Source organism: Stenotrophomonas sp. X, assembly GCF_055721025.1.
Genome location: NZ_CM146756.1, coordinates 2,077,804 through 2,096,408, shown reverse-complemented (window position 1 = coordinate 2,096,408; position 18,605 = coordinate 2,077,804). Strand labels below are relative to the sequence as shown.

The following is an 18,605-nucleotide window of genomic DNA, read 5'->3' as shown; positions in this document are numbered from 1 at the left end:
TGACAACGGCCACCCCACCGGCGAACTATTTCAGCTGCAGGGGGTAGCGCTGCCAGAGTACGTGGACCAGGAAACCGGCCAGCTCGGTGTCGCGGGCACTGACCGCCGCACGGATCTTGTCCAGCAGCACCATGTCGCTGCAGGAACGCACGTCGGCATGGTTGGCCTGCCCTGCCCTGCGCGCACGATAGCGCGCCGCCCGCTGCGCATCGCTCATCGCGTACCCGAACTTGGGCGGACGACCGCGCTTGCGCGGCAGGGTCAGCTCCAGGGTTCCGGGGTCTTTGTCATCACGCATGAGAGGGGTGCGGGCGGCGGCGAGCAACGGGGGGTGCGCAATTTATCGTGAGGCATCACTTTAATCCAGCTTTTTCTACAGATTTGGTGCGATGCAGCGCCAATGTTGCCGTGTCGGTGCGGATCCATCCACGCATGGCGTGGATCTACTGCAGAGCTCGCGACCCGGTCACCCGGTAGATCCACGCCATGCGCGGATACGGAAACCCGGACAAAAAAAATGGGAGCCCGCGAACGGGCTCCCTTGCCTTCTTCATGCCGCGCGTACTGGCTCATAGCCGTGCAGGTGCGCCTCACTGCTGGCCCGCCCTTGGCTGAGCGAACGCAGCGAGGTGGTGTACCCCACCAGCTGCGCCAGTGGCGCGAAACCACTGACCTCGGCACGACCGTCCTGGTCCTCGATGCGGGCGATGCGGCCATGGCGCCGGTTGAGGTCGCCGACCACATCACCCACCGACGCCGACGGCGAATGCACCGTCACCGCCATCACCGGCTCCAGCAGCTGCGTTCCACCCTCGGCCAGCGCCGCCTTGATCGCCTCGGCGCCTGCGCGATGGAACGCCATCTCCGAAGAGTCCTTGGCATGGGTCTGGCCATCGACAAGACTGACCTCGATGCCGACCACCGGATGACCCTGCGGACCTTCCGACAGCGCGGCACGCACGCCCTTTTCCACCGCTGCGATGAAGCTGCGCGGCACCACGCCACCGACGATGCGGTCGTTGAACACGACAAGGTCGTCGTCGCGCGGCGCCACATCCAGCACCACATGCGCAAACTGGCCCTGGCCACCGGTCTGCTTGACCAGCCGCCCGACGACACCGGTCATCGGGCGCATCGGCGTCTCCTGGTAGGCCACGCGTGGCGCACCTACGGCCACCTCGACCTTCCATTCGCTGCGCAGGCGCTCGACCATCACTTCCAAGTGCAGCTCGCCCATGCCCCAGACCAGGGTTTCACCCGTTTCCCGGTCCGTTTCCACACGGAACGAGGGGTCTTCCTGGGCCAGGCTGGCCAGCCCCTGCGCCATCCGGATCAGGTCCGCCGCACGCGCCGGCTCCAACCGCCAGGCCAGCACCGGCGCCTGAGCCTGGATGTTCTCCAGGCGCAGCGGCTGCGCACGGCTGCTCAGCGTCTCGCCACTGACCGCATCCTTCCAGCCCAGTACCGCGACGATGTCACCGGCCACGGCCTGCTCGATGTCATGGGTCTGGTCGGCCTGCACCCGCACCAGGCGACTGACACGCCGCCCTTGCGGATGCTGCGAACTGGCCACCGCGTCGCCCACCTTCAAGGTGCCCGAGTACAGCCGCACGAAGCTCAACGCGCCGTGCTGCTGGTGGGTGATCTTGAACAGCAGGCCTGCCAGTGGACCGTCCGGATCCGGCGGCAGCATCACCTCGCCCTCATCGCTTTCGGCGCTGACAGCAGGGCGATCCAGCGGCGACGGCAGGTAATCGACCACGGCATCCAGCAGCGTCTCGATGCCCTTGTCCTTGAACGCAGCACCGGCCAGCACAGGCACGCCTGCACCTGCCAGCGTCGCCCGGCGGATTGCCGCGCGCAGCGCCCCGGCATCGATCACGCGACCTTCCAGCCAGGCATCGGCCAGTTCTTCGTCATGATCGGCCACAGCTTCGACCAGCGCATCGCGCTGGGCCTGCCATTGGGCCCGCGCCGCTTCGTCCCACGGGGTCACCGTGGTTGCGCCGTCCTCCTGCCACTGCAGCACGCGCTCATCGACCAGATCGACCCAGCCATTGAAGCCGCTTTCGCTGCCCAACGGCACGCCCAGCGCCCACGGCCGCGCGCGAAGCTTGTCCTGCAGCTGCTCCAGCACGCGTTCAAACGAAGCGCCTACGCGGTCCATCTTGTTGACGAAAGCGATCAGCGGCACGTGATGGCGACGCGCCTGGCGCCACACCGTCTCGGACTGCGGCTGCACGCCATCCACGGCCGAGAACACCGCCACGGCGCCGTCGAGTACCCGCAGGGATCGCTCGACTTCGATGGCGAAGTCGATGTGGCCGGGGGTGTCGATCAGGGTCAGCCGATGCGGCGGCAGATCACGCGGTGCCCACTGCGCCTGCACGGCGGCCGCGCCAATGGTGATGCCACGTTCGCGCTCGATCGCCGAGAAGTCGGTGGTCGCATTGCCGTCGTGCACTTCGCCGACGCGATGGATCTCGCCGCTTTTCCACAGCAGGCGTTCGGTCAGCGTGGTCTTGCCGGCGTCGATGTGGGCAATGATGCCAAGGTTGCGACGGCGGGAAAGGACTTGGGTGTTCATAAGATAGGTTCCTGCAAAGCCAACTACGGGGGCCGCGCACCCCGGTTGGCGACAGGGTGCGCGGCTAGCGTTCGGTCTCGGCGATCTGGTGCATGGCACGTTCTCCTTGCGGTGCGTCGGGTTAGGGAAATGAAACTGCAGAAACGAAAAGAGCGCCCCGAAGGGCGCTCTGTGGATGATCCAGCGATAGCCGCTTCAGCGGCCCTGTGGAGCTCCAGGCAGACACGCCCGTTCCGCACTTGCGCGGGTCAGGGTGAAAAACTTCAGGAGCGGCATCCGGTTCATGGGGCGCATTCTAGACCTGCCAATCTGGCGCGCAAGTGAATATTGCGCACATAAATGGAACGATGAGGCCGACAACGATAGGGGTCAGATCCCTTTGCCCCTGGCAAAGGGATCTGACCCCTGGCAGCCCTCACTTGCAGCCGTGCAGCTTGCGCGCCTCGGCCACTGTTGCAGGCTGGTCATCCCCCATCGACATCCAGCCCTTCAACGAAATCGCCGGGTCCACGTGCGGCAGCCGTGGGCCACCATGAATCACGACCTCGATCCAGCTCCCCACCGGCGCCAGCTCGGACAGGCGTGCCGCCTGATCATCCTCGGTGCTGAATGTGTCGTCCGGGCCCGCCGGCGGCGTGGTATTCACGGTTTCCGTCTTACGGGTTCGGACCCGAAGAGCACCATCCGGCAGCCGCTGACTGATCACGTCGTAGAGCTCGATACCGTATGCCCAGCTGTTCTCGCCAACACTGCGGGTCTCGCTACCGTCATCCGCCACGGTCACCACCTCGCCTGCCGGCCCGACAACGCCCGCGACAGCCCCCAAGCCGGACATCAGTGCCTGATAGACGATCATCTGCCGCTGCTCGGTAGTCAGCGCTCCGGCCCTGAGCTTGGCGGCAGGAATCTGCAGGTACGCCGCTTCACTGCACAGCACCAGCACCTGCTGGTCGTCCCAGCTCACCGACATTTCCTCGTTGGCAAAGTACTGCGTCTTCATCGACGTCACTGCGGCACCGTCGCCACTGGAATGCCGGGTTTCGATCAGCGAGGCATTCTCGGCCGCGTTGGTCAGCGAAACCTGGGAGGTCGACGCTGCATGGGCTGCGTAAACGGAAGCAATCATCGCGGCAAGCAGCACGCTGCGGGTAACGGTGCGGAACATGGCATCAGTCCATTGAAGAAAACGAAGCCGCCATGATATCCGGAGCAACCGGGCGGACTTTCGCTCAGGCCACCACCACCAGCGGCACCCCGCGCCGCGGATGCTCCAGCACCACCACGTCCTGCTGGTAGACGCGCCGCAGGTTGTCTTCGGTCAGCACCTGCAACGGCGTGCCATCGGCCGCGACCCTACCCTGTTCCAGCAACACGATGCGGTCGGCATAGCCTGCGGCCAGATTGAGGTCGTGCAGCACCACGATCACGCACGCACCGGCCTCGGCACAGGCACGCACGCTGCGCAGCGTGCGCTCCTGATGGCGCAGGTCCAGCGCAGCAGTGGGCTCATCCAGCAGCAGCAATGGGGTGTCCTGTGCCAGCACGCGCGCGAACGTGGTCCGGGCGGACTCGCCACCGGAGAGCTGCTGCACCTCGCGCAGGCGCAGCGCCTGCAGTTCGGCGGCATCGATGGCCGCTTCCACCCGGGCATCGTCCGTGATCGGGTCCGGCGGGTGTGGCAACCGGCCCATCGCCACCACCTCCTCTACGCTGAAGGCGAAACGCACGCCGTGCTCCTGCGGCATTACCGCGCGCTCGCGCGCCAGCGGCCCCGCCTTGTAGCTGGCCAGCGGCCTGCCCAGCAGGCTCACCTCGCCCGCATCGGCGCGCAGGTCGCCGGCCGCGACCGCCAACAGCGTGGACTTGCCCGCACCGTTCGGGCCCACCAGTGCGGTCACCGTACCTGGTTCGAACGCCAGCGAAATGCCGTGCAGGATCTCGCGTTGCTGGCGGCGCACCACCACATCGTGCAGCTTCAGCAGCACACTCATGGCACCGCCTTGCGGCGCTGCTGCAGCACCAGCCAGAGGAAGAACGGCGCACCCAGCGCGGCCGAGAACAGGCCCAGCGGAATCTCCGCGGGCGGATCCAGCGTGCGCGCGGCCGTGTCCGCCACCACGATCAGCAGTGCACCCAGCAGGCCGGACAACGGCAGCAACCAGCGATGGCCGGGACCCACCAGCAGGCGCGCCACGTGCGGCACCACCAGGCCGACGAAGCTGATCGAGCCCGCAAACGCCACCGCCGCCCCGACCAGCAGCGCGCTGAACGCCACCAGTCGACGCCGCGTGCGGGTCACATCCAGCCCCAGATGCTGGGCCTGGCGCTCGCCCAGCGCCAGCATATCCAGCGGCGTTGCCAACCGTTGCAGCGCCAGCACACCGATGGCAAACAGCGGTACCACGGCGGCCACGTCGGCCCAGTTGGCACGTGCCAGCGAGCCCATCTGCCAGAACACCAGCGACTGCAGCTCACTTTCGCTTGCGATATAGGTGAGAAAACCGATCAGCGCCGAACAGAAGGCCGCCATCGCGATACCGACCAGCAGCAGCGTCGCATTGCCACTGCCCTTGCCCGGCCGCGCCAGCGCATAGGTCAGGCCGATGGCCAGGGCGCCACCGACGAAGGCGGCAACCGGCACCAGCCAACCGGCGGCACCCGCAGCGCCGAGAACAATGGCAGCCACTGCACCCAGCGCAGCACCCTGGCTGACACCGACGATGCCGGGGTCGGCCAACGGATTGCCGAACAGGCCCTGCAGGCTGGCACCGGCCATCGCCAACGACGCACCGACCATCGCGCCCAACAGGGCACGCGGTATGCGCAGCTGCCAGACCACCGCCAGATCGCGGCTGCTGACCGCCTGTGGGTCAAGCAGGCCCAGCTTCACCGCCAGTGCCTGCATCACCTCCAGCGGTGGCAACCGCAACGGACCCACGGCGAACGACGCCAGCACTGCCCCCAGCAGTGCCAGCAACGCCACCATCAACATCGCCCGCCCGCGACGGCGGCGCCGATCCGCCGGACTCATGCCTTCGGCAACGCCGCCAGGGCGTTGGCCAGCGCCAGCGCGCCCGCACCAGAACCCACGCTGGTGTACTTCAGCTGCACATCCGGCATCACCCAGACCCGATTGGCCTGCCCGGCCGGGGTCTGCTTCAGCGTCGGGTACGCCTTCCACAGGCCTTCGGCACCGCCGAACAGCTGCAGGTCATGCTCGGTCACCAGGATCACTTCCGGTGCCGCCGCGACCACGCCCTCATTGCTCAGCTGCGAGTAGTTCTTCACGCCGGCCTCGGTACCGATGTTGATGCCGCCCGCCAGGGCGATCAACTGCGCCGACGCGCTGTCGGCACCTGCAACGGTGGGCGAGCCGCCAGCGCCGGTTGCCGAGACGTGGATCAATCGTGGCGCATGGCCCAGGCCCTTGCCAATCGCTGCAGCCTCGTCGAGCTGACGCTGCACCTGCGTGGCCAGTGCTTGCCCCGCTTCGGCCAGCCCTAGTGCGGCGGCGACCTTGCGCACCTTGTCCGGCGCCGGCTGCAGGTCATCGATGACCACCGCCGGCTCGCCCACCTCGCGCAGCTTTTTCGCCAGCTCGGTGTGGCGGCGCAGGCTGTTGCCGAGGAACAGCGAGCCCTGCAGGCTCAGCACGCCCTCCACGCCGGTGGTGCGGTTGAACAGGAACTGGTGCTGCGCGGCCAGGCCGGCCTGCGTGGTGGTGTTGGTCGGTGCCGCGTACACCTGCTTGCCCAGGCCCAGTGCCTCGATCACTGCGATGACGTCGTCACCACCGGCGATGATGCGGCTGGTGTCGGCAACCTCGACGTCTGCGCCATCGTCGGAATGCACCTGGGCCGGCAGCACGGCCTTCTGGCCGTGCACGGAGGGCAGTTCGGCACCGGCCACGCGCTGCCAGCCTGCCGGCAACGCGGTGTCCGCAGCGGCGGTTGCGGCGGGCGGCTCGGCGGCCTTGTGGCCATCCGACGGCGTTGACGAGCCACTGCAGGCAGACAGCGCCAGCGAAACAGCCAACGGAAGCGCACACAGGCGCAGACGGGACGCGATGTTCATGCTCGTTCTCCTTGCTGGCAGGGCGACGTGCAGGCCGCCCTGCCCTGTGACTTACTGCTTCGGGGTGATGCGGGTGATGCGGTCACCCTTCGGATCTTCGGCGCCACGCGACTTGTTCACCGCAAACACGTTGCCCTTGCCATCGGCACGCACATGGTTGGGAAGGGTGCCGCCATCGAGGTTGGCAACCACCTTGCCGTCGCCGTTCACCACGGTGACCGTACCGGCGCCGCGATTGCTGACATAGGCCAGGCCGGAGGCATCATCGAAGGCGACGTTCAGCGCGCCGGCACCGACGGGCACGTCATGCAGCACCTTGCCGGAAGCCACATCGACGATCAGCAGGTTGTCGGTGCCCTGCGAGGCCACGTACAGGCGGTTGCGTGCTGCGTCGAAGGCCACGCCCGAGGCGCTGATCGAATTGCCCAGGTCGATGACCTTGTCGACCTTGCCGCTGGCCACATCGATCACCGCCGCCTCTGGCGTGCCGATGCTGACGGTGAACAGCTTGCCACCCTTCTCGTCCAGCACCAGGCTCATCGGCGTGAACTTGCCATCATCCACGCCGGACTCCAGCGTCACCGGCGGCAGCTCCTTGAACGTCTTCGCATCGAACACCGACAGGTGGTCCTCACCCGTGGCCGAAGCGAACACCTTGCCGTGGGTGCCATCGACCACCACGTCGCGCGCATGCGGCACGGTGTCGACAGGGAACTGGTGGACCAGCGAGAGGTCCTTCTGGCGATAGACCGCAATCGAATTCTGGCGGGTATTGGTCACCCAGACATTGCCATTGATGTCATCCACGCCCACACCGTAGACCGCATAGACCGCGCCGTTGGTGCTGCCCGGCACCTGCGCCGGGGTGATCGCCCTGGTCACCTTCAGCGACTTCGGGTCCAGCTTCAGCAACTGCGACTGGGTCACCGGCGGACGGCCCACCGCCGAGGTCACGAACACCGCATTGCTGGCGGCGCTGTAAGCGGACTGGTACAGGCCCGGCACCAGCTTGTTGGACTGGGTGGCGAACTGCGCCTGGCCGGACAGCGGCAGCTGCGGCGACACGCGCAGCTTCAGCACCGTGGCCGCAGCCGGCTGGCTGGCGCGCACCACCACCGGGTGGGTGCCCGGCACCGCATCGGCCGGAATGCTCAGCTGGGTCTTGAAGTTGCCATCGGCATCGACCTCCAGCGGCTGCGTGTTGAGCACGCTGTCGCCACGCAGCAGGCTGACCTTCTGGCCCGGCACGAAGCCACGACCAACTACGTCGGCAGTGCTGCCGGGCACCACGTTCTCACCGCGCGAGACGACCTCACCCTTGAAGGTGGCGTTGGCCGGCTGATCGAACACCGGCTGGGCGGTGGCGGTCACCGCCAGCAGCAGACCGGCGGCGAGAGAGGTAAGGCGAAAAGACGGACGGAACGACATGGCAGGCTCCTTGCACACGTAGGCCGCGCCGCGTGGCGCGGGATTCATCGGTTGCCTGGGCCGCTGCACGCCGGCAGCCTCGCCTGGGTAGTGGGGTCGCACGGCATGGCGTGCGAAGGCAGTCATTCGCCGGCGCTGTCCCCGCCACTGGGCGCGCCGTCGCCGGCGCTGCGGTCGGACACGCCATACAGTTCATGCAGCGCAGCGTGGAACGATGCCGGCAGCATCGGGCCGTGGCCGAGGCCATCGAACTCGCGGTACTGCACGCTCAGGCCCGGCACCTTGCCCAGCCGCTCGGACAACTGCATCGCCGCATCCGGGGTGGCGCCACTGATCCGGCGCAGGTGCGCAACCACGCGCGGGTTGCTCATATCGCGCTTGCCGCGATCACCGACCCGCTCGGCGCCACCCAGCATCAGCCAGAGCTTTGCCGGCTGGCCGTGCACGTTCTGCACGAACTGCTGCTCCGGATCACCCAGCGCCGCGCCCTGGCTCCACCACAGCGACGGACTGGCTGCCAGATAGGACTGGAACGCGGCAGGTCGCGTGTACAGCGCATTGAGCACAAATAGCCCGCCCAGCGAATGGCCCCACAGCGCCTGCTGCTGCGTATCGATGCGTGCGCGTCGCTCGACTTCCGGCTTGATGCGGCGTTCGATCACATCCAGGAAGGCCGCAGCACCACCGCCGACCGCCTGGGTCGTGCCGCTCTCGTCGTCGGCACGGTCGATCCACGCGGTGTAGTCGAAGGTACGCGCCTTGGAATCGATGCGCAGGTCGTTGTCGTAGCCGATCAGCACCAGTACCGGCGGTGCCTTGCGCGCGGCCAGCTCGGCCAGCAGCGGCTGGTCCAGCACCATGGCCACGGCATTGCCATCCAGCGCGTACAGCACCGGGGACGGGGTCTTGCCGGCCCTGGCCGGAATCGCCAGGTTCACCCGCCAACGGCGCTGCTGGTCCGGGCTGTCCACCACGAAACGTTCAAAGCGATAGCTGGCCGCCGGCTCGTCCAGCACGGTGTGGCCGATCTTCTGCAGCGGATTGCGCTGCTGCGCATGGGCGTAGGGCGTGGCCATCAGGACCCCCATCATCAGGGCGGCCATGCCGCGGGCCAGTGGACCACGGCGCAAAGGCGGGACGAAATGCTTCATCAGCGGCGGCAGGAGCGGCCGATGGCCGCCGGTTCACAGGGGACCGCAGTCTACCTTAAACGCGAATGATTATCACATCGATCAAACGTCACGCTGTGTATCACGCGCGCGATGCGTTCATTTTCCCGGTTGCGCCGGAAACACCGGATCCACTATTTTGCCGGACAGCGGGGCGCAGGAGCGCCCTTCCCTCGCAGGGCTGCGGATGGATGGGCAATCGAGCCGCCGGCCGCGCCCTGTCCTTTGCCAAACCCATCCACGCATGGCGTGGATCTACTGACCACCATCCACGGGAATGAATCCCGTGACTGCGAGAACACCTTGAAGCGCACCGCCCTGATCGCCCTTTCCCTCGGCCTGATTGCACCACTGGCCGCCCATGCCGCACAGGACCTGCCAACGCTCTACCAGGCCTTTGAAGAGGCCGGCAATTCGTCACTGGGCATGGAGGAACTCAACCAGACGGTGACATTCACTGCCGTGGCCCTGGGCGTCTCCAGCAACCTAGCGGGCGAGCCGCTGATCGAGGCCGGCGACGACCAGGGCAATGTCCTGGCCCGGCTGACCAGCGACGACGAACAGCAGGCGGCCAAGCTGGGCGCACTGGAAGAAGGCGCGACTTTCACCGCAAGCTGCACGCTGCAGTTCAGCTCGGGAACGGATTACCTGTCCTTCGGCGACTGCAGCATCAAGTAAGAAGGAAGCCGGCGAAACGCCGGCTTCGTTTTCCCGTCCTGTAGAAGTCGAGCCATGCTCGACTCACGCAGTCTCACGGCCCCGCAGGCACCGGGCCGTAGACGTTCTCCTGCGGTGTGCCCGGCAGCAGCGCGAACACGAAGATCACCAGGCCACCGAACGGAACAAAGGCCAGCAGGTACATCCAGCCCGACTGGTTGCAGTCGTGCAGGCGGCGCACGGTGACGGCGATGACCGGCACGAACGTCGCCAGCCAGAACACGACGAACAGGATGATCGACGCGATGCCCAGCACGTCGGACTGCATCACCAACCCGGCGATGAGCGGCACCATCAGGACGGCCGAGACGATCAACAGGAACAGCTGGAACATCCAGTATTCGCGACGGTTGGCACGGCCCTCGAACTGGGCGTAACGCTTCAACGGCAGAATCATTTCCTGCACGGCATCAATCCTTGAAAAAGTAGCCGCGCAGTGTGCCAAAGGAGCGCCCGCAGGACAATGTGGTGACGAACCACACTCGACTGTGATTACCCCTGTAGAGCCGAGCCATGCTCGGCTGCTGTTTCCGCAGGTGCTGCTGGATCGGTCCAGAGCGGAGTCGAGCGAGGCTCGACGCTACATGAGCCGACTCAACGGCCCTTTGCGGCCCTCGCCGCTTCACGCTCGGCGCGCAGGCGATCAAGCTTTTCCTTCAGCTTGATCTCCAGGCCACGCGGCACCGGGTTGTAGTACACCCGTTCGCCCATCGCATCCGGGAAACCGGTCTGGTCCAGCGCGATGCCACCTTCAGCATCATGGTCGTACTGGTATTCGGCGCCATAGCCCAGCTCCTTCATCAGCTTGGTTGGCGCATTGCGCAGGTGCAGGGGCACCTCTTCGGTACCGCTCTGGCGCACGTCGGCCTTGGCCTGGTTGAACGCCGCGTAGCCTGCATTCGACTTGGCGGTGCTGGCCAGGTACAGCACCAGCTGGGCGAACGCGAGCTCGCCTTCGGGGCTGCCCAGCCGTTCGTAGATGTCCCACGCTTCCAGCGCCATGCTCTGTGCTCGCGGATCGGCCAGGCCGATGTCCTCGATCGCCATGCGGGTCAGCCGGCGCGCCAGGTACGACGGATCACAGCCGCCGTCGAGCATGCGGGTCAGCCAGTACAGCGCCGCATCGGGATTGGAACTGCGCACCGACTTGTGCAACGCCGAGATCTGGTCGTAGAACTGCTCGCCACCCTTGTCGAAACGGCGGGTACGGTCGGCCAGCACCTGGGTGAGCGTCTGCGGGGTGATGTGCCCGCCCTCGCCCCCTGCCAGTTCGGCGGCGATTTCCAGCAGGGTCAACGCGCGGCGCACGTCGCCATCGGCAGCGGTGGCGATCTCCAGCAGCAGCTCGGGCGCAACCTCGATGGACTCCTGGCCCAGACCGCGCTCGCGATCCCCCAGCGCCCGCTGCAGTGCCTCGACGATGTCGGTGGGCGAGACCGCCTCCAACACGTGCACGCGGCAGCGTGACAGCAGCGCCGAGTTCAGCTCGAAGGACGGGTTCTCGGTCGTGGCACCCACGAACAGGATGGTGCCGCGCTCGATATGCGGCAGGAACGCGTCCTGCTGCGCCTTGTTGAAGCGATGCACCTCATCGACGAACAGCACGGTACGCCGGCCTTCGGCGAAACGCTGCGCCGCTTCGGCCAGGACCTGACGCACCTCCGGCAGGCCGGACAGCACGGCGGAGATGGCGCGGAACTCGGCATCGGAATACTCGGCCAGCAGCAGCGACAACGTGGTCTTGCCACAGCCCGGCGGGCCCCACAGGATCATCGAATGCACGCGACCGGACTCGACCGCCCGGCGCAGTGCACTGTCCGGAGCGAGCAGGCGCTTCTGCCCGACCATTTCATCGAGCGTCTGCGGACGCATGCGCTCGGCGAGCGGGCGCAGATGATCCCGATCGACACTCAGCAGATCGGGGCCGGGGAAGGAAGTGGAGCGTTGTCTTGGCACCCGCTCATTGTACCGCGCCCCCCGTCGGTAGCGCCGGACCATGCCCGGCGGATCAGGCCACAGGGATCGATGGCGCCGGCCTCTGGCCGACAGTCCCAGAATGTGTCGGGAATGGACCGGAGCCGGCGCCCCCTTACATCGGTAAGCCACTGATTCACCATGAGCATGTTTTGCCCGGGTCGGTGCGTCCTCATCAGTAACGGAGAATTCGCAACTCAACCACTCAGAACCCACTCGTGCGCGATCCCGAATCCAATGTCCTTGAGTTTGTTGCCGGCTGCGCTGTCAATGCGGACGTCTACTATCTGGCTGCAGCCCTCGGCCCAGGCCATGAATACTACGACCCGGATCCCGGCCCGCCCACCCGGATGTTCGTCTTTGGCCGTATACCCCAGGAAGGTTGGTTCCATCACGACCTGCTGGACTTCCAGGTCATGTCCACACTATTCATCCCACCGGAAGACAGCGGTGGCCCACAGCGCCTACTCGCGCTGGACTATTGGGGGCAGCTGGAATACCACGCCCGCGTTGGCGCCACTATTGAGCGCGTGAAGGCGGATACAGGCGGCCTGACCCGGATTCGGCAGTTGGGTGAAGATCTGTTCTGCTGCGGTGTGCACGGAATGATCTATCACCGCACCGAGGCCGGATGGAAGCAACTTCCCACGCACTTTCCGGCAGCCGAGCACAGCAGTATTGAGGACGATCTGAAGTCGATCGACTTTGAAACGTGGCTTTTGTATTGCGGCCACATATTCGAACGTGACGGCGCTGCCCCACTGCCCGCTGATCCGGCGAAGCGTGAGGCCGAGCTGCGCCGAAAGTTCGACGAAACGCGCAGCCAGATTGCCGAGGGCCGCAAAGACCCTGGTCATCGGGAGTGGCTCGCCAGTCTCGACGCGCCCAGCGTGAATGACCTCTGCGGAACCGGCTTAACAGACCTCTACGCGATCGGCTCTGATGGCCTGATTGCACACTGGAACGGCTTGAACTGGACGCTGCCCGAACAAGTCACCACTGCGGAGCTGTTTCATGCCTGCAGAACCGACCTAGGCCGCCTCGTCCTTGTTGGCGAGGAAGGCACCGTCGTTACCGGCAACATATCCACTGGATTTGAGCGCCTGCTCCACGACGTAGGCGATGAAGTCAATTTCTGCTCGGCCTGCCAACATGGGCAACAGATCTACATCGGCGCTGAATATGGAGGCCTCTACGTCTACAGCCTCGAAACCGGTGCAATTGAACCCTTGCTGGAACGCATCCCCGAAGAACTGAGAGATGCAACGATTGTTGATATCAGTTCCGTCGGCAACGTGCTGTGGGTGCTGACGCCCTGGGACCTGATTCGATTTGATGGCACCGCGTGGCAGGTCATCGTTCACCCCGACAACGGATGAACTGGTAGCGCCGGGCCATGCCCGGCGTCACCCATCAGTTGCCGATGACGTCGGTGCCGGCCGGCGGGCTGAAGCGGAAGGTCGAGGCCGCGAACGTCGGGTTGCGCTTCCAGCCGCTGAAATTGATCACGGTGCGCTGGCCGACCGCGTCGGTGATCTCCATCCTCGCCAGCCCCTGGGCATTGAAGCCTAGTGCAGCGTACTGGAAGCTGGCCTCGGTATCGCGCTTCGGCGACAGCGACAGCCACTGCAGGCCATCCCGTTGTGCCGCCTCCTCGCTGAGGTCGTACTGCTGCTCCAGCAGCGCCGGGTTAATCAGCGCGGTCAAGGGGCTGTTCTGCTCTTCCTTGCCCTGCTCGCGCACGGTGGCCTGCTCCAGGTCCGGCTCGTACATCCAGACCTTCTTGCCGTCGGCCACGATCAGCTGTTCGTGCGGGCGCACGTATTCCCAGCGGAACAGGCGCGGCGCCGACAGGGCCACGCGGCCACTGGTCGATTCCTTCACCTTGCCGCGGCTGTCGAACACCTGCTGGCTGAACTGTCCGTCCAGGCCCTTCAGGCCACTGGTGAAGGTCTTCAGGTCATCGCGGGCGCCAGCCCAGGCACTGCCGGCGGCGGCGCAGGCCACGGCCAGCGTGGTGGTGGCAAGGAAACGGCGGAAGCGGAAGTTCATGCGGAAATCCTGTGGGCGCGGGCGCCAGGAAAGGTGGTTGCCAGTGTGCCCGGAGAAAGATGAATGGGCGATCAGGGCGACATTATGCCGCCCTGAACGTCCATCGGCGATTCAGCCGCCAGATGCCGGCAGCTGGCCGTACAGCACCTGGCCGCGGAAGCCGCGACGCACTTCGCGGTACAGCGCGCGGAACGCGGGGTAGTCCTGCGGCTGGCACAGCGCCTCCGGCCCACGCACCGCGTTCTGCCGCAAGCGGTGGTGCACGATCACGTCCTGGCCCTCGCGGCTCCAGTCCACCCGGTATTCGCCAGCGGCATTGGCAAAGCGCTGGCTGGCCGGAATGGCGATGATCGGCGCATTGGCCGGGAACTGCAGGCGATAGGTTTCCTCGCGCAGGCTGGCATTGCAGTAGAACGGCGTCTCGTTGGCCGGCGCCGAGGCGGTGGCGTACAAGCCACGCACCGACTCGCCACCCGGCGGGTCCGGCACGGCCATGCCGCCGGCCACGCTGAAATCGGCGTAGTCCTCGGCCTGGAACGCCATGCGATAGCCGAAGGGCCGGGTCAGGTCGACCGGCACGCCCTGGATCTGCAGCTGCCCTCGCCCATCGAAACCAGACGAGGCCATGATCTGCTCTTCAGCGCGCGCACGGTTCTGCGCGTTGAGCTGGGAGAACTGCGCACGCATGCCGATCTCGGCGTTCTCGCCAAGTTTCGGAATCGTCTCGCCGCGCAGGTTGCCGTCAGCGTCGAAGGTGAATCGCACCTCCATCGAGGTGGCATTGCGCTCCGGCGTGTTGGCCGGGGTACGCGCCAGCGTGGCATCACGGGTACGCATCACCGGCGCACCCAGGTCACCTTCCGGCAACTGCCCGAAGCGCGCCCACGCGGTGGTCGAATCCAGGTAAAGATCAAACTCGGGGATGTAGGTGATGGCGTGGTTGAAGCGACCCAGCACCGGAATCTTCGGCAGCGTCGGGCCGCCCCCCGCACCGATCAGCACCGGCGAGCTGGCGATGCCCTTGGCCGCCAGCAGCGCCTCCAGGATCGTCACATGGTCCTTGCAGTCACCGTAGTGGTTGTCGAGGATGCTCTGCGCGCTGTTCGGCTCCAGGCCGCCGTTGCCCAGGTACACCGCCACATAGCGGATGTTCTGCGCCACCCAGCGATACAGCGCGTCAGCCTGCTCGCGGCGGTCGCTGATGCCGGCGGTGATCTCATCAGCGAGCGCCTGCAGCGCCGGGGTCAACTTGGCCGCCGGGCCCGCCTTGAGCTGGTAGGCGCGCCCCATCTGCGACCAGTCACGATACGTGCTGGCCATGATGTTCGGGCCGAACTCCCAGCCTGCCGCCGACCAGTTCTGCGCCGGCATCGCCTCGCGGCGCTGGTAGCGCCAGCGCCATTGCGCCTGGCCATTCTTCACTGTCGGCCGGTCACTGCCCTGCACGCCGCGGCTGTCGACGAACATCGGCAGGTTGGCCGGCGCACTCAGGGTGACCTCGGCGTCCTCGTACTCGGTGAAGACGTTGAAGGTCTCCCACAGGCCGAAATAGCCCGGGAAGTACGGCGTAGCCTGGGTGCGGCGCACCTGGTAGTACAGGCGCGTGCCCGGGGCCAGGTTCGGGAACACGATCACCCGCACCTTGCGGTCGGCATACATCGCCGCCGAAGCACTGGAGTAGCTCTCTTGCGTGTAGATACGGTCGGCCGGCACGTCGCGGCGCTGGCCGTCGGCAGTGATGGTGTAGGCACCGAGCACTTCCAGCGTTTCCATCTTCTCGCTGTAGCTCAGCCGCACCTGGCTGAACTGCTCGACGGAGGCCTTGGTCTTGAGCAGGACTTCATAGGTTTCGGTCTGCACATTGCCCGCATCGGGCCGCACCTGGTAGTCGGCGCGGTAACGGACAATGCTGAAATTATTGCTGGCTTCGGTATCGCCGCTGGTGGATGGCGGCGCCGTGGCGGGCGCGGAGGTGGCGGTTTCTGCCAGTGCCGGGCCGGCAGCCATCAGGGCTGCCAGCGCCAGCGCCAGCGCGCTTGGTACGGGGTGAAGCATGCGTCGGTTCCTTGGACGTCGTGGGGGATACGTCGGGTCTTACTTCGGCGGTGGCGGTGCGAGCACCGTGCGGTCGCCGTTGTGCTCGGGCGGACTGACCACGCCGGCCGCTTCCATGGCCTCGATCAGTCGCGCCGCACGGTTGTAGCCGATCTTCAGCCGGCGCTGCACGCCGGAAATCGATGCACGACGGGTCTCGGTGACCACCCGCAGCGCTTCGTCATACAACGGGTCGGACTCGTCGCCAGCAGCGCTGTTCTCGGGCAGGCCGGTGGCGCCGACGACCACGCCATCGCCCATCGTCTGCACTTCGTCCAGCACGCCGTCGACATAGTCGGCCGGGCCCATCGCCTTGAGGTGCTCGACCACGCGATGCACTTCATCGTCGGACACGAACGCACCGTGCACACGCTCGGGCAGCGCGGTGCCCGGCGGCAGGTACAGCATGTCGCCGTGGCCGAGAAGGGTTTCCGCGCCGGACTGGTCGAGGATGGTGCGCGAGTCGATCTTGGAGCTGACCTGGAAGGCGATGCGGGTCGGGATGTTGGCCTTGATCAGGCCGGTGATCACGTCCACCGACGGGCGCTGCGTGGCCAGGATCAGGTGGATGCCGGCCGCACGCGCCTTCTGCGCCAGGCGCGCGATCAGCTCTTCCACCTTCTTGCCGACGATCATCATCATGTCGGCGAATTCGTCGATGAAGATGACGATGAACGGCAGCGTTTCCAGCGGACGCGGCGCCTCGCCCAGCTCCGGGTTCGGCTTGAACAGCGGGTCCATCAGCGGCTGGCCGGCGTCCTGGGCTTCCTTCACCTTCTTGTTGAAGCCAGCCAGGTTGCGCACGCCCACCGCGCTCATCAGCTTGTAGCGGCGCTCCATCTCGGCCACGCACCAGCGCAGGCCGTTGGCGGCCTCCTTCATGTCGGTGACCACCGGCGCCAGCAGGTGCGGAATGCCCTGATAGACGCTCAGCTCGAGCATCTTCGGGTCGATCATCAGCATCCGCAGGTCTTTCGGCGAGGCCTTGAACAGCAGGCTCAGCACCATCGCGTTGACCGCCACCGACTTGCCCGAACCGGTCGTACCGGCCACCAGCAGGTGCGGCATGCGCGCCAGATCGGCCACGGTCGGGCGGCCGGCGATGTCCTTGCCCAGCGCCAGGGTCAGCACGCTGGCCGACTTGTCATATTCCTTCGAGCGCAGCAGCTCGGACAGGAAGATCATCTCGCGGGAGACGTTGGGAATTTCCAGGCCGATCACCGACTTGCCCGGAATGACGTCGACCACGCGCACCGACTTCACCGACAGGCCACGCGCGATGTCCTTGTCCAGCGAACTGATCTGGCTGACCTTGATGCCCGGTGCCGGCTCGATCTCGAAGCGGGTGATGACCGGGCCAGGGTTGGCGCCGACCACTTGCGCATCGATGCGGAAGTCCTTCAGCTTGAACTCGATCTGCCGCGACAGCGTTTCCAGCGTTTCTTCGTCGTAGCCCTTCGGCTGCGGCTTGGGATCATCCAGCAGCGCCAGCGGCGGCAGGTCGGAACCATCGCCATTGACGCCACGGAACATCGGAATCTGGGTATCGCGCTTGGCCCGATCACTCTTCTCGATCACCGGCTCCGGGCGCGGCTCGATCTTCACCGGCTCGCGCTTGGCGCGCACCTCGGCGTCGGCCTTGCGCACTTCCTGGCGTTCCTCGCGCATCACCCGGGTCTGCTTCCACTCGGTGACTTCTTCCTTCTTGCGTTCCAGCAACGGCGCCAGCGACATCACGCCGCGACCGATCTTCTCCATCACCGTGAACCAGGACAGCCCGGTGGCCAGGGTGATCGATGCAAGCAGCAGCACCAGCACGAACAGGTTGGCGCCCAGCGCGCCGAAGCCCACCGTGAGCGAATTGCCCACCAGCTTGCCGAGGATGCCGCCGGCACTGGCGACGTCGCCACTGAACAGGCGCACGTGCAGGAAGCCGGTGCCGGCGATGAGGAAACCGACCAGGCCGACCAGGCGCAGCGCAGGATCCAGGTCGTTCTCGCCCTTGCTCTCGCGCTTGAGGCCGAACATGGCGATCCACGCCAGCGCGCCGAGCACCACCGGCAGCAGGAAGGCGATGTAGCCAAACAGCTGCAGCAGCACGTCGGCGATCCAGGCGCCGGCGCGGCCACCCAGGTTGTGCACCGGCGCGACCACGCTGCCGGTGTGCGACCAGCCCGGATCGGTTGCCGAATAGGTGAAAAGACTGGCCGCCAGATAGAGCAGGGCCGGCGCGATGGCGATCAGGCCCAGATCGCGCCAGAGGCGCTGGCGGCGTGGATTGTCGGTCGTTGCCGCCGCGGCCGTGCGACGTGACGCCTTGCTGTCGTCGGACTTGGAGCGTTCGGGGACCTGCTTCGCCACCTTAGACCATACCTTTGGAATGCGCTGTTAGTGATTGATAATAAATGAGACGGCGTCAGTTTTCAGTTATGCGACGCCCGACAGGGCAATCCGAGGCCCGGAACCACCGCTGGATGACGGCGTTCTGTTCATCGGCTTGAATCGCCCTG

15 protein-coding genes are annotated in these 18,605 nt (G+C 66.2%); 2 read left to right on the top strand and 13 right to left on the bottom strand.

Annotated features, from left to right (window positions below):
- Positions 1-25: 25 nt before the first annotated feature.
- The 8 genes from ACZ75I_RS09620 to ACZ75I_RS09585 all read right to left on the bottom strand — a co-directional run bounded on the left by ACZ75I_RS09620 (position 26) and on the right by ACZ75I_RS09585 (position 9,240).
- Positions 26-298: a hypothetical protein gene (locus ACZ75I_RS09620; protein ID WP_005409616.1), complete on the bottom strand. Its 273-nt coding sequence runs from the start codon at positions 296-298 to the stop codon at positions 26-28.
- Positions 299-550: 252 nt separating this feature from the next.
- Positions 551-2,587 carry an elongation factor G gene (gene fusA, locus ACZ75I_RS09615; protein WP_346476169.1) on the bottom strand — a complete coding sequence of 679 codons (2,037 nt, stop codon included), beginning with the start codon at positions 2,585-2,587 and terminating at the stop codon, positions 551-553.
- A 415-nt stretch (positions 2,588-3,002) separates the two neighbouring features.
- The gene (locus ACZ75I_RS09610; protein WP_180867951.1) at positions 3,003-3,752 is read right to left on the bottom strand and encodes a hypothetical protein; all 750 of its coding nucleotides are present in this window, start codon (positions 3,750-3,752) and stop codon (positions 3,003-3,005) included.
- Between the two features lie 64 nt (positions 3,753-3,816).
- Positions 3,817-4,578 carry a heme ABC transporter ATP-binding protein gene (locus ACZ75I_RS09605; RefSeq protein ID WP_061478677.1) on the bottom strand — a complete coding sequence of 254 codons (762 nt, stop codon included), beginning with the start codon at positions 4,576-4,578 and terminating at the stop codon, positions 3,817-3,819.
- A complete protein-coding gene (locus ACZ75I_RS09600; protein ID WP_134970210.1) occupies positions 4,575-5,618 on the bottom strand; it encodes a FecCD family ABC transporter permease in 1,044 nt (347 codons plus the stop codon). The genes ACZ75I_RS09605 and ACZ75I_RS09600 overlap by 4 nt, the downstream gene beginning before the upstream one ends.
- Positions 5,615-6,661: a heme/hemin ABC transporter substrate-binding protein gene (locus ACZ75I_RS09595; RefSeq protein ID WP_180867953.1), complete on the bottom strand. Its 1,047-nt coding sequence runs from the start codon at positions 6,659-6,661 to the stop codon at positions 5,615-5,617. Before ACZ75I_RS09595 ends, ACZ75I_RS09600 begins: the two co-directional genes overlap by 4 nt.
- A 51-nt stretch (positions 6,662-6,712) precedes the next feature.
- On the bottom strand, positions 6,713-8,089 hold the full coding sequence (locus ACZ75I_RS09590; RefSeq protein WP_134970209.1) for a YncE family protein: 1,377 nt from the start codon (positions 8,087-8,089) through the stop codon (positions 6,713-6,715).
- Between the two features lie 122 nt (positions 8,090-8,211).
- Positions 8,212-9,240, bottom strand: a complete 1,029-nt coding sequence (locus tag ACZ75I_RS09585) for an alpha/beta hydrolase (RefSeq protein ID WP_346476170.1) — start codon at positions 9,238-9,240, stop codon at positions 8,212-8,214.
- A gap of 321 nt (positions 9,241-9,561) precedes the next feature.
- Here ACZ75I_RS09585 and ACZ75I_RS09580 point away from each other — a divergent pair, with 321 nt between their 5' ends.
- A complete protein-coding gene (locus ACZ75I_RS09580; protein ID WP_472959052.1) occupies positions 9,562-9,936 on the top strand; it encodes a hypothetical protein in 375 nt (124 codons plus the stop codon).
- Between the two features lie 73 nt (positions 9,937-10,009).
- Here the strand turns inward: ACZ75I_RS09580 and ACZ75I_RS09575 are convergent, their stop codons facing one another.
- Positions 10,010-10,381 carry a DUF805 domain-containing protein gene (locus tag ACZ75I_RS09575; protein WP_026346975.1) on the bottom strand — a complete coding sequence of 124 codons (372 nt, stop codon included), beginning with the start codon at positions 10,379-10,381 and terminating at the stop codon, positions 10,010-10,012.
- A gap of 188 nt (positions 10,382-10,569) precedes the next feature.
- Positions 10,570-11,847: a replication-associated recombination protein A gene (locus ACZ75I_RS09570; RefSeq protein WP_258009385.1), complete on the bottom strand. Its 1,278-nt coding sequence runs from the start codon at positions 11,845-11,847 to the stop codon at positions 10,570-10,572.
- A gap of 320 nt (positions 11,848-12,167) precedes the next feature.
- Here ACZ75I_RS09570 and ACZ75I_RS09565 point away from each other — a divergent pair, with 320 nt between their 5' ends.
- Entirely contained in the window at positions 12,168-13,328 is a 1,161-nt protein-coding gene (locus ACZ75I_RS09565) for a hypothetical protein (protein WP_472959017.1), read from the top strand.
- A gap of 34 nt (positions 13,329-13,362) precedes the next feature.
- Here the strand turns inward: ACZ75I_RS09565 and lolA are convergent, their stop codons facing one another.
- From lolA to ACZ75I_RS09550, 3 genes are all read right to left on the bottom strand, one after another.
- Positions 13,363-14,001 carry an outer membrane lipoprotein periplasmic chaperone LolA gene (gene lolA, locus ACZ75I_RS09560; protein ID WP_472959016.1) on the bottom strand — a complete coding sequence of 213 codons (639 nt, stop codon included), beginning with the start codon at positions 13,999-14,001 and terminating at the stop codon, positions 13,363-13,365.
- 111 nt (positions 14,002-14,112) lie between these two features.
- Complete coding sequence (locus ACZ75I_RS09555) at positions 14,113-16,056, bottom strand: DUF3857 domain-containing protein (protein ID WP_472959015.1); 1,944 nt, start codon at positions 16,054-16,056, stop codon at positions 14,113-14,115.
- A 39-nt stretch (positions 16,057-16,095) separates the two neighbouring features.
- Entirely contained in the window at positions 16,096-18,456 is a 2,361-nt protein-coding gene (locus ACZ75I_RS09550) for a DNA translocase FtsK (protein ID WP_472959014.1), read from the bottom strand.
- Positions 18,457-18,605: the final 149 nt, after the last annotated feature.

Coding starts and splice junctions, on each gene's coding strand:
- ACZ75I_RS09620 (WP_005409616.1), bottom strand. CDS start 298: ATGCGTGATGACAAAGACCCCGGAACCCTGGAGCTGACCCTGCCGCGC.
- fusA (WP_346476169.1), bottom strand. CDS start 2,587: ATGAACACCCAAGTCCTTTCCCGCCGTCGCAACCTTGGCATCATTGCC.
- ACZ75I_RS09610 (WP_180867951.1), bottom strand. CDS start 3,752: ATGTTCCGCACCGTTACCCGCAGCGTGCTGCTTGCCGCGATGATTGCT.
- ACZ75I_RS09605 (WP_061478677.1), bottom strand. CDS start 4,578: ATGAGTGTGCTGCTGAAGCTGCACGATGTGGTGGTGCGCCGCCAGCAA.
- ACZ75I_RS09600 (WP_134970210.1), bottom strand. CDS start 5,618: ATGAGTCCGGCGGATCGGCGCCGCCGTCGCGGGCGGGCGATGTTGATG.
- ACZ75I_RS09595 (WP_180867953.1), bottom strand. CDS start 6,661: ATGAACATCGCGTCCCGTCTGCGCCTGTGTGCGCTTCCGTTGGCTGTT.
- ACZ75I_RS09590 (WP_134970209.1), bottom strand. CDS start 8,089: ATGTCGTTCCGTCCGTCTTTTCGCCTTACCTCTCTCGCCGCCGGTCTG.
- ACZ75I_RS09585 (WP_346476170.1), bottom strand. CDS start 9,240: ATGAAGCATTTCGTCCCGCCTTTGCGCCGTGGTCCACTGGCCCGCGGC.
- ACZ75I_RS09570 (WP_258009385.1), bottom strand. CDS start 11,847: ATGCGTCCGCAGACGCTCGATGAAATGGTCGGGCAGAAGCGCCTGCTC.
- lolA (WP_472959016.1), bottom strand. CDS start 14,001: ATGAACTTCCGCTTCCGCCGTTTCCTTGCCACCACCACGCTGGCCGTG.
- ACZ75I_RS09555 (WP_472959015.1), bottom strand. CDS start 16,056: ATGCTTCACCCCGTACCAAGCGCGCTGGCGCTGGCGCTGGCAGCCCTG.